This is a genomic window from Candidatus Thiodictyon syntrophicum (assembly GCF_002813775.1).
Classification (GTDB): Bacteria; Pseudomonadota; Gammaproteobacteria; order Chromatiales; family Chromatiaceae; genus Thiodictyon; species Thiodictyon syntrophicum.
In genome coordinates, this window is sequence record NZ_CP020370.1 from 2,844,384 (window position 1) to 2,853,729 (window position 9,346).

13 protein-coding genes are annotated in these 9,346 nt (G+C 64.7%); 4 read left to right on the top strand and 9 right to left on the bottom strand.

Going from position 1 to position 9,346, the window contains the following annotated elements; translation table 11 throughout:
• Positions 1 to 221: 221 nt before the first annotated feature.
• Positions 222 to 1,298 (bottom strand): glycosyltransferase family protein, encoded by a 1,077-nt coding sequence (locus THSYN_RS11985; RefSeq protein ID WP_100919353.1) that lies wholly within the window; start codon positions 1,296 to 1,298, stop codon positions 222 to 224.
• A gap of 104 nt (positions 1,299 to 1,402) precedes the next feature.
• Between THSYN_RS11985 and THSYN_RS11990 the strand changes: the two genes are divergently transcribed.
• From THSYN_RS11990 to THSYN_RS12005, 4 genes are all read left to right on the top strand, one after another.
• Complete coding sequence (locus tag THSYN_RS11990; RefSeq protein WP_100919354.1) at positions 1,403 to 1,657, top strand: type II toxin-antitoxin system prevent-host-death family antitoxin; 255 nt, start codon at positions 1,403 to 1,405, stop codon at positions 1,655 to 1,657.
• A 5-nt stretch (positions 1,658 to 1,662) separates the two neighbouring features.
• The gene (locus THSYN_RS11995) at positions 1,663 to 2,100 is read left to right on the top strand and encodes a type II toxin-antitoxin system PemK/MazF family toxin (RefSeq protein ID WP_100919355.1); all 438 of its coding nucleotides are present in this window, start codon (positions 1,663 to 1,665) and stop codon (positions 2,098 to 2,100) included.
• A gap of 168 nt (positions 2,101 to 2,268) precedes the next feature.
• Positions 2,269 to 2,514 carry a DUF433 domain-containing protein gene (locus THSYN_RS12000; RefSeq protein ID WP_100919356.1) on the top strand — a complete coding sequence of 82 codons (246 nt, stop codon included), beginning with the start codon at positions 2,269 to 2,271 and terminating at the stop codon, positions 2,512 to 2,514.
• On the top strand, positions 2,511 to 2,867 hold the full coding sequence (locus tag THSYN_RS12005; protein ID WP_100919357.1) for a DUF5615 family PIN-like protein: 357 nt from the start codon (positions 2,511 to 2,513) through the stop codon (positions 2,865 to 2,867). The genes THSYN_RS12000 and THSYN_RS12005 overlap by 4 nt, the downstream gene beginning before the upstream one ends.
• A 56-nt stretch (positions 2,868 to 2,923) precedes the next feature.
• Here the strand turns inward: THSYN_RS12005 and THSYN_RS12010 are convergent, their stop codons facing one another.
• The 8 genes from THSYN_RS12010 to THSYN_RS12045 all read right to left on the bottom strand — a co-directional run bounded on the left by THSYN_RS12010 (position 2,924) and on the right by THSYN_RS12045 (position 9,296).
• Positions 2,924 to 3,220, bottom strand: coding sequence for a type II toxin-antitoxin system RelE/ParE family toxin (locus tag THSYN_RS12010; protein WP_100919358.1), 297 nt, complete (start codon positions 3,218 to 3,220; stop codon positions 2,924 to 2,926).
• Positions 3,208 to 3,393, bottom strand: coding sequence for a hypothetical protein (locus tag THSYN_RS12015; RefSeq protein WP_100919359.1), 186 nt, complete (start codon positions 3,391 to 3,393; stop codon positions 3,208 to 3,210). The genes THSYN_RS12010 and THSYN_RS12015 overlap by 13 nt, the downstream gene beginning before the upstream one ends.
• A gap of 11 nt (positions 3,394 to 3,404) precedes the next feature.
• A complete protein-coding gene (locus THSYN_RS12020; protein ID WP_100919360.1) occupies positions 3,405 to 3,746 on the bottom strand; it encodes an HVO_A0114 family putative DNA-binding protein in 342 nt (113 codons plus the stop codon).
• Positions 3,747 to 3,783: 37 nt separating this feature from the next.
• The gene (gene vapB / locus THSYN_RS12025; RefSeq protein ID WP_100919361.1) at positions 3,784 to 4,011 is read right to left on the bottom strand and encodes a type II toxin-antitoxin system VapB family antitoxin; all 228 of its coding nucleotides are present in this window, start codon (positions 4,009 to 4,011) and stop codon (positions 3,784 to 3,786) included.
• Positions 4,012 to 4,227: 216 nt separating this feature from the next.
• Complete coding sequence (locus THSYN_RS12030; protein WP_100919362.1) at positions 4,228 to 4,485, bottom strand: hypothetical protein; 258 nt, start codon at positions 4,483 to 4,485, stop codon at positions 4,228 to 4,230.
• Complete coding sequence (locus THSYN_RS33745) at positions 4,482 to 4,664, bottom strand: hypothetical protein (RefSeq protein ID WP_157817615.1); 183 nt, start codon at positions 4,662 to 4,664, stop codon at positions 4,482 to 4,484. The genes THSYN_RS12030 and THSYN_RS33745 overlap by 4 nt, the downstream gene beginning before the upstream one ends.
• A gap of 170 nt (positions 4,665 to 4,834) precedes the next feature.
• Complete coding sequence (locus THSYN_RS12040; RefSeq protein ID WP_100919364.1) at positions 4,835 to 6,823, bottom strand: HEAT repeat domain-containing protein; 1,989 nt, start codon at positions 6,821 to 6,823, stop codon at positions 4,835 to 4,837.
• 76 nt (positions 6,824 to 6,899) lie between these two features.
• The gene (locus THSYN_RS12045; RefSeq protein WP_172965266.1) at positions 6,900 to 9,296 is read right to left on the bottom strand and encodes a TIGR04083 family peptide-modifying radical SAM enzyme; all 2,397 of its coding nucleotides are present in this window, start codon (positions 9,294 to 9,296) and stop codon (positions 6,900 to 6,902) included.
• Positions 9,297 to 9,346: the final 50 nt, after the last annotated feature.

A 9,346-nucleotide genomic window follows, 5' to 3' on the forward strand; every position in this document is an offset into this window, starting at 1 on the left:
TCGTTAGTCGTTTTGAGGCCTCGAGACGGTGCAGCGGCGTCGCGCGGCGGCGCCCGCGGGCGGGCGCGGGGCCGGCTGAAGCCGCGACCTCCTGGGCGATCAGGCCCGAACTGGAGGTCGAGGCTTCAGCCGGACGGGGGCGCCAAAGTCGCGCCGGGAATTCTTGCACCGTCTCTGCGCGTGGGGGTCTCGTAGGGTCCGCTGTGCGGACCGGTGCCCTATCAGCCCCGCAGCCAGGGTTCCAGCAAATCCGCACTCTCCTCGATCCCGCCAGGCGCCACCGGCGCCGGCCGCCCGGCGGCCAGCAGCGCCGCGATCGGCTCGGCCACCCGCCCGGCCGCGAAGTCCGCTAGACTCAGCTCCCGCGTGGGGACCACCGTCCCCAGCCAGGCATCGAGCGCCGCCGCCTCCGGCCAGTCCTCACGGGGCAGGTGCAGTACCGGCACGCCGTTGCAGGCGGCCTCGGCATAGGTGCCATACCCGGGCTTGCCCAGGATCAGGTCGACCGAGCCCAGTACGTCCAGCACCTCGAGCCCGTGCTCGCCCAGGGCCGCGGCGTCGCGCCGGCGCGGTCCCGGGAGGTCCTGCACCAACCAGTGGACTTGGTCCTGCTCCGGCCAGTCCCGCAAGGGGTCGAGACCCTCGAAGCCGCCGAACTGCATCAGCGCCAGCGGCCGGTCCGCGGGACAACCGAAGCGCCGCCGCAGCTCGGCCCGGCGGTCCGGAGCGCGGCGGGCGATGGGGCCGACAGTCCGCGCGTTCGGCAGCCACTGCATCGCCATGGCGGGCACCGGGCGGATGAACAGGTCCGCCTGCGCATAGACCCGCCGCAGATGCGCGAGGAGCGCGTCCGGCACCTGGTCGCGCAGCGGGCACTCGCGCAGGATGTCGTACCAGGTGAAGGAGCACAGTCCCACCGCCGGGATGCCGAGCCGCCGCGCCGCCTCCAGCGGCAGCCAGGGCACGTCGGCCAGCACCAGGTCCGGCGCCAGGTCGCGCAGGGTCGCCAGTTGGCGTTGCAGATGCCGCTCGTAGTCGGCCTCGAACGCGATCTGGGCGGCCAGGCTCTCCTCCCAGCGGGTGACCAGGGGTCCGTCCATGATGAGCCCCGGGTCGGCGGGTTCATGCAGTAGGGTAAATCCCGGCGGCAGCCGACGGCGGGCCAAGGCGGGGTCGATGTCCGACTGGAGTGTCACCCGCAGCCCCGGCACCCGCCGGGCGAGGGCCTCCACCACCGGCGATGACTGGGCCAGGTGCCCATAGCCATGGGCGGTGACGGCGAGCAAGAGGTGGGGCATGGGGAGGAGCGCTCCGGTGGGTTGGCGCCCAGGTTACCAGGCTTCCTGGCGGGCGGGGCCGCTTTGGTATACTTTGTCCATTCTCATCCGCACCGAGATTTACCATGTTGACCGTAACTGCGACTGAGCTGCAACGGCATTTCGGGCGTTATCGGGGCAGTGCCCTGCGGGAGCCGGTGGCGATCACCGCGGACGGCCGAGAGAACCTGGTCCTGCTTTCCGCGGAAGAATACCGACGGCTAAAGCGCCGGGATCAAGAGGCATTGTCGGTGGAGTCGCTGAGCGACGCCGAGCTGACGGCGATTACCCAGGCCCGAGTACCGGAATCCTACGCGCACCTCGACAGCGAACTGGACTGACGCCGGTGCCCCTGCCCGAGCCCCATCCGGGACTGGTCATCGGCTACCGCTACCTGTGGGACGCCGAGGCGCAGGCGGGACATGAAGAGGGTCGTAAGAATCGTCCCTGCATTGTCGTCCTCACGGTGATGCAAGCGCAGGGTGGGCCGGTCGTCACGGTCGCGCCCATTACCCATGCGGCGCCCCGGGACCCGGATTGCGCGGTCGAGGTCCCTCTGTCGACCAAACGGCGGTTGGGACTCGACGCGGAACGCTCCTGGGTCTTGGTGTCAGAGGTCAATCGATTCGTCTGGCCCGGTCCCGACCTGGTGCCGATCTCGCGTGCCGCGCCCGGGCGGTACGACTACGGTGTCCTACCGCCGCGCCTGTTCGCCCAGGTTGTCGAGCGGCTTGTCACCGTCGCGCGATCACGGAAGGCGAAAACGGACGTTCGCACCGACTGAGCGGGTGAACGAGCAGGGCGAAGCGGTCAGCGCGTCTCTTGGGCGCAAGGACTCCCGGGCGGTGTGGGACGCGGTTGCAAACCCCGTCGCGCCGAGCGTCACGAGAAAATCGCCCAAGTCTGGGGATATACTGGGCCAAGCCGACCGCCAGTGACGAGTCCAACCGACATGTATCAAGACCATCTGTTGCAACGCATCACCACCCGCCCCGATGTATTTGGCGGCAAGCCGATCATCCGCGACCTGCGCATTTCGGTCGAGTTGGTCTTGAGCCTCTTGGCACAAGGGGAGTCCTATGCGTCGATCCTCGACGACTACCCAGGACTGGACCAGGCCGACATCAATGCCTGTCTCGCCTATGCCCATGCGGTCGTTGCCCATGACCGCATCGATCGCATCGCGGTTGCCGGGTGAAGTTCCTGGTTGACCGTTGTGCCGGGCACCGTCTCGCGCAATGGCTGCGTGGGCAGGGCCACGACGTGCGTGAGGCGACCGAGGTCAGCCCGGACCCCGGCGACCAGGCGTTGTTGCGCTGGGCGGTCCGCGAGGGCCGCGTGCTCGTCACCATCGACTGCGACTTTGGACTCCTGGTCTTCCACCGGGACGAACCCCATGCTGGGATCGTGCGCCTGCCGGATGTCCCGGCCGGGCAGCGCATCGCCCTGATGGCGCAACTGATTGAACGCTATGCGGCCGATCTTGCCGACCGGGCCATCCTCACGGTCGGGACGGAGCGCGTGCGTGTCTCGCGGACACCGCGCAACTGATCCCCCGTCGGGCTGAAACCCATCTGAGACTATGAGGCGAGGCGACCAATAGCCTCCTATCGCAGCAGATACCTGTCGATGCTCATGGCGCCGTGGAAGACGCCAAGAACTTCCGCGGCATCGTGCCTGACCAGGTAGGCAATTCTGTAGTGCCCATAGAGCAGGATGCGTATTTCTCCGTCGGGGTCGTCACAGTACTTGTACCCGATGTCCGGGAACGACTTCAGGATCTGTGCTTGCTCGTAGATGCCCGCAATGACGCGGCGCGCCGCTGCCGGGTCGTCCCGAGCGATATAATCGCGGATGTCCTCAAGCCACCTGACCGCCTCGTCGGTCCATCTCAGCTCTGCCATTCCCCGATCCTGCGCTTGAGTTCTTCATTGGAGATGACCCTACCCTGGCGCGAGTCATCCAGTCCGCGGGTGATGGTCTGCTCGAAGGCCAATTCGCGCATGATCTCCTCATACGAGGCATCATCCGGCTGCTTGCGAATCACTTCCGCCATTTGCTCTTTGATTGCGGACATTGGACACCTCGTCAATCGTCATGGATAAAGATTTCATCGTACAGTGTGCACAAGCCGCCGTCCGTGCCAAGCTCCAACAGCCCAAGATCGACCAGATTGGTCACATCTCTATGCACATTCGTATAGTCCCGGCCCAGCGCGTTGACGAGTTGCCGAATCGAGATCCCATCATGGGCCGCGACCTGGCGCAGCAGGTCGAGTCGCTTCTTGGTGATCGTCGAGAACAGCTCGTGCAGACTGCCGAAGGCGAGTCTGGGTGTCACCGCTTCCCCGGTCTCGAGCGCGTGCCATACTTCGGCACAGGCGCGCAATGCGGCATCCGGCCTCAACACGCTGATCTCGATTTTATTCATTACCATCTCAGGAAGACATGCGTATCCAACAACAGGGTCATTGATAGTCCTTGAAGTCTTCCAGCGGTGCGTCGAAATCCGGCGCCATCCAGACCTGCCCCCGCGCGAAGCCGGGCTGACGTGGCCCGTCGGTTACCTCAGGCCCCCCCGCGCGGCTGGATTGTCGCTCCTTCTGCTCCAGGAACTCCACGAAGTCCAACACGGTGCCGAGTGTCGGCTCCGGCAGTTGCTTGAGATGCTCGTAGACAAGTTCTGCAGTCGTCATGGTTTACACTCCGGATCGATCGGCTGTCGGCACTGGTCCCTGGTTAACAAAGCCTCGCTTGGGAACCCGAACGCGGCACCGCTGCTTCCCGAGCCGACGTCACGCGAAGTAGCGCTTCGCGGATGCGCTCTCAAGGAGACCTTGGGAACGAGCTGACAGGTTCGGGACGCGGGAAATACGCCGTCCCGGTCGAGGCTGCCGACAGGGGCAATATTCTCACAGTCCTGTCATCAGCGACATGGCCGCCGCCAGCTTGTCCTCGATGTCGGCGGTCCCCGGCAGTTTCACATAGTTGGGGTGCCCCTGCCACAGGTCGCCCAGCAGCAGGTCCAGTTGCCGGGCCTGATCGAGGTCCTCGGGACGGTGCGCGAGGGGGTAGCGGAGGTAGGCGTGCGGGACGCGCACCGCGGCGCTTTCCAGGTGAATGACCAGGGCGTAGCGGCGGTAGTGGTCGGCGAGGCTGGTCCCGGTCATGGCGAAGAATGACTCGCGTGAATGGCGAAACTCTGCCAGAAGGCGCAGGGGTCGAGCGTTCGCCGGTGCGAGATTAGCAGATCGATGCCGGAGCCGGCCAAGGCTCGCGACAGGACCGACTCGCTGGCCGCCTGGATGGCGACCGGGGCGCACTGGAATTCGGGCGAGCGCGGGCTCATGCGCACGAGGCGTATGCTTTGGATTCCCTCGTCGAGTGCGGCAAGCGACGGATGCCTGTGCGGGTCCCCTTGGGAGCAGCGCACGAAGGTACCCTTTCCGCTGTCGGCCACTCGTCATGGCAATGACGTTCGTTAGACCAACCCTGCGTTTGTTGCACAGCACTCCGGCATCAGAAGTCCCTGGAAACGCCATTTCCCAGTGTCGGAGGATCGGGAAATTGCATTCCGATACCCACATCGCGGTGCGTGTGCCAATCCCCCGCAACTTCGATTAGCCCGTCCGCGTGCGGCTTCCTAACCAAGGTTGCCACCTGGTGCCAGCGGTTGTGTAGTGTATTTGGTGATCGGATAGCGATGTGCTTGAGGGCCTCGGCGGCAGCGCGTCTATGATCGTGCCTACCGCGTTGCAGCGCCATAGTTAAAGGCTCGATGGCCCGAGCGTCGTCGCATTCTCCGAGACGGGACATGTCGTTTTCATCTCCTATAACAAAGTCGCTCCAATGTCGCTCACCGAAACGCGAGAGGGCCTTAGCAACAGCGGAACGAACAGACCCGTCGGCATCTCCAAGCGATTGGATAAGCGGTGCAATTGCTGAGGTATTACCGAGTTGCGCCAACGCATTAGCAACTGCGCAACGCGCGTCCCCGTACAAGTATCCAAGGGCGCTGATAAGGGGAGCGACGGCTCGGGCATCGCCCAATTGCCCCAATATATCTGCAGCTCCTTTGATCTCCTCATCATGATAATACTCGGGTTCTCGGCGCAAAACCCAGATAAGAGCTTCTATAGCGCGGGCGTCGCCCGTGTGGGCCAAGCCGGTCACGTCGACAGCATTCTCGTTGACAAAATTTTTCCATACCGGTTCGCCGAGACATTCGAGTGCAGCGGCGGCGGCCCGACGAACATCGCGATACTGATCACCGAGCAGCCGGATGAGCGGCTCGACGGCACTTGTGTCGTGCAGTTTCGCCAGTGATTCGGCCGCGGCGTGGCGAACATCGCGATCGGCATCCCCTAAGGCAATGATTAGGGGCGCAACGCTACGCGTATCTTTCGTTTCCCCCAGCGCCTCGGCAGCGGCACGCCTTGTATCCCTATAGGTATGCGTCAACGCCCGGATGAGATGCTCGACGGCGCACGTACCGGCAAATTGCCCTAGCGTCCTTACTGCTGTCTCCGAGATTGAGCAGTTACCCGAATCTTCCAGCAACCTAGAGAGTGGACTGACCGCGCGCGGATCGCCGAGTTTCCCGAGCGATTCGGCGGCAGCTCGGACTAGTCCACTTTCGGTACTCGCCAATGCCTCGATCAGCGACGGGACTGCACGTTCATCTCCCAAATCTCCTAGTGCCTTTGCAGCATTTATGACTGTTTCTGCGTCTCTCCAACTTCCCTTTATCAGGGCTTGATTAACCCATCTCCGCTCGTTCTCGCCTTCAAATTGAACGCTTCTCCTATGTATCTTGCATTCGATGATTCGGCTGAGAATTCCAACGCCACGCGCATCGCCGAGTTTAGCCAGCACCCGCCCGGCGGCGACGTTACCCCATTCGGCAGCGCGAATGAGTGGCGCGACGACACGTATATCGCCGCAGTCCGCGAGATGGTCAATATCGTCATCGCGTCCTTTAACCGATCTAATCCACTTCGGTTCTCCTAAGCGTTGAAGCGATCTTGCAGCAATTCGTCGCAGTTCGCTCGCGTTCGCAACCAAGGCATCGATCAGAGGCTCGATGGCGCTCACATCGCCTAGCTCCCCCAAAGCTTCTGCCGCGACGTATGCTATACCACCACCAGAGTTCAGTAGCCCGATGAGCGGTACTACTGCGCGCCTATCTCCCAGTTGTCCCAGCGCTTTCGCGGCCGCAGCGCGGACACCCTCATCAGTCTCCGAGACATCGAGCCTACTAAGGAGTGGTTCGACAGCCCGGATGTCACCAAAAGTTCCGAGTAATTCGGCGGCGTGGTAGCGAGCACTTGGTCGAAAACTATTCGAATCGATTACTCCGAGAATAAGGGCATCAATCACGACGGCACGATCTAGACGCGCCAGCGCTGCATAAACGGCCTCAGAAAGATAGTGCAGTGCCAGTGCCTTGACCAGCGGTACTGCTGCCCGCGGATCGCCAAGTATCGCTAGGGTGTCAATTGACGCCATGGCTTTGTCCGGTCCGGATGTTCTCTCGTACCGGCTGGGATCGATTCGCCTGCAATGCCACCATAGCTTCAGTTTACTAAACACTTGGACAATCCTCCACGCACCGATTCAACGGGAGATCGAGATATTCGCGAGCCGTCTGGAGGAGGTGTTGACTTCGGGCCTTCAATACTTCGCACTCCGACGACTCCGAACCAATCGTCTGCCAAGTCGTATTTCCGTTCCAAGCCCAGTAGCCGCCTCCACAAAGATACCGCATATCGCACGTATCGCAAATCAGGTTGCCATAGATTTTGCATTTCGTTAAGTCCATAAGCCCGGCGCGGCCGATAACAGCCTGAAGTTCCTCGGCGAGCACGTTGCCCTGATACGTCTGCGCTCCATGATCGGGATACCACCACGGAAACGCTTCCCCCGACGGTTCGACATGGAGATTCTGCCCCAGCCCGCACCCGGCCACCGGCTGGAATCCACCGGCGATCAGGTCCATCGGATCGGTGTGAGCGCCGAGCGCCACTGCGGTCGGTGGCTCGCCCCACTCGCCCGCCCGCCCGAGTGAGAGAATCGACCGGAAGCGGACGCGCTTGATCCCCAGTCGCTGCGCCAGATCGCGCGCGGCGGCGCCGGGTGCGCCGTCGCTGTCGGACCGGCGCATGGTTGCGGCTAAGTATAGCTTCGCCGCGCCCGGCATTTGGGCCATTCCCTGTTGATAAACCCCAAGGTTGCGAACTACCGCCGCATCGCTCCCCGGCTCGCGGCGGGCATCGTGCGTAGCCTCATCGCCATCCATGCTGACCACGAGTTGGTCGATGGCTAGGGCGACTTGACGCAACAGGTCTATCCCCGGCGGCAGGGCCAGGTTGCTGCGCAGCACCAGGTGTATCGGCGAGGTCCAGTCGCGTGCCTGGGTGAGTGCCTCCAGCAGGGCGTCCCACTCCCGGTGCATCAGCGGTTCGCTGCCGGTCAGGACCACTTGGCGTACGCTGACCTCTTTGGCCTCCCGCAGCAGTCGCGCCGCGTCGGCGACTGCCAGGTCCGGCTGTTCCCGATCCTGCGAATCGGCCCGCCCGTAGCAGTGGTCGCACCGGAGCTGACACCGCCAGGTGACGTGCAGATAAAGGTTGTTGAGCCGCCGCGTCGGCGGATAAAGCTCCTGCCATAGGGCGTTCAGCGACGCCTCGCCGGACACCTGGGTGCGGCAGATGCCCATGTGCACCAGGCGCGCGGCGACGGCGGGCAGGTCCGGCCCGCGGGCCAACTCGACGGCGGCGACGATGCGCTTGGCGGTGCGGGCGGCCTGCCGCGGGTGCGGCCCGGGGCGGACCAGTTCGATCAAGGGTCCGCGGCGCAGCAGCGGGTGGCCGCGGCCGTCCCAGGGGCGGGCGGCAACGGCCTCGATGTTCTCGGGGGCCGCCATCTCGGTGGTAAGGCGCCGTTGGAGGTGGTCGAAGAGTGCGCGATAGGCCGGGCAATGGGGGTCGCGCACCGGGTCGCCGCCGCCGGCCCAGGCGTTGTAGGGACAGCCGCCGCGGCAGTAGGGCAGGTGCGGGCAGTCGCCGCAGCCCTGTTCTGATCGGGCGGCGACCCGGGCTTGCCGTTCGGCGAGTCGGCGGGCGGCCGGGGCGGCGAGCAGGTCGGCGAGAGTAGGGCGGTCGGCCAGGTGCCCGAGGCGCCAGTCCGGGTGGCCGCAGAAGCGCTGGCAGGGGTAGATGGCGCCTTGGGGGTCGATGACGAGGAACTGGCCCAGGCAGTCGCGGAAGGTGCAGACCTGGCCCTCGCCGCTGCCGAGCGAGCGGCAGACCTGATCCAGGGAGGGGATGGCGAGTTCGCGCCGGTGGTGGATGTAATGGTCGGCCAGGGCGCACAGAAGACGCCCGTAGTCGGCCGGCGGCAGTGTGTGCCGGGGATCGCCGCCCACGAGCGGGGGCAGGGCAGGGTGGATGGAGAAGCCCAGTTGCTCGTTGTTGAAAAAGTCGAAGACCTCGCGCCAGCGCGGGGCACTGGCGGGGGTGAAGGTGGCGATGCAGCCGGGCTGGAGGCCGTGCGCCTGGGCGCGGCGGATGCCGGCCAGGGTCCGGGCGAAATAGCCGGGGCCGCGCTGGGCGTCGGTGATCGGCTCGGGGCCGTCGAGGCTGGTGCCGATCTCGACCTGGTGTTCGCGAAACAGGCGGCAGAGGTCGTCGTCGAGCAGCCAGAGGTTGCTTTGGATGGCGACTTTGAGTCGGTCCGAGCCCGGGGTTGCACCCAGCCGTTCGCGTAGGCCCGTGAACAACTGGCGGAGCCGTGCGGGTCCGGCCATCAGGGGCTCGCCGCCGTGGAGGGTAACGCTGACCTTGGTCATCCGCTGCTCGGTGGCGATGCGGGCGACGAATTCGACGGCCGCTTCCGCGACTGCCTCGGACATGATCGGGCCTTGGTGCGGGCCGAAGCAGTAGCCGCACCGCGCCGGGCAGGCCAGCGACGGAAGTATCATGAAATGCGGCTGCGGCGGGCAGTCACCCCCGGGTTCGGGCCTGTGCAAGT

Coding starts and splice junctions, on each gene's coding strand:
- THSYN_RS12030 (WP_100919362.1), bottom strand. CDS start 4,485: ATGACCGGGACCAGCCTCGCCGACCACTACCGCCGCTACGCCCTGGTC.
- vapB (WP_100919361.1), bottom strand. CDS start 4,011: ATGACGACTGCAGAACTTGTCTACGAGCATCTCAAGCAACTGCCGGAG.
- THSYN_RS12015 (WP_100919359.1), bottom strand. CDS start 3,393: ATGTCCGCAATCAAAGAGCAAATGGCGGAAGTGATTCGCAAGCAGCCG.
- THSYN_RS33745 (WP_157817615.1), bottom strand. CDS start 4,664: ATGAGCCCGCGCTCGCCCGAATTCCAGTGCGCCCCGGTCGCCATCCAG.
- THSYN_RS11990 (WP_100919354.1), top strand. CDS start 1,403: ATGTTGACCGTAACTGCGACTGAGCTGCAACGGCATTTCGGGCGTTAT.
- THSYN_RS12010 (WP_100919358.1), bottom strand. CDS start 3,220: ATGGCAGAGCTGAGATGGACCGACGAGGCGGTCAGGTGGCTTGAGGAC.
- THSYN_RS12045 (WP_172965266.1), bottom strand. CDS start 9,296: ATGATACTTCCGTCGCTGGCCTGCCCGGCGCGGTGCGGCTACTGCTTC.
- THSYN_RS11985 (WP_100919353.1), bottom strand. CDS start 1,298: ATGCCCCACCTCTTGCTCGCCGTCACCGCCCATGGCTATGGGCACCTG.
- THSYN_RS12040 (WP_100919364.1), bottom strand. CDS start 6,823: ATGGCGTCAATTGACACCCTAGCGATACTTGGCGATCCGCGGGCAGCA.
- THSYN_RS12000 (WP_100919356.1), top strand. CDS start 2,269: ATGTATCAAGACCATCTGTTGCAACGCATCACCACCCGCCCCGATGTA.
- THSYN_RS12020 (WP_100919360.1), bottom strand. CDS start 3,746: ATGAATAAAATCGAGATCAGCGTGTTGAGGCCGGATGCCGCATTGCGC.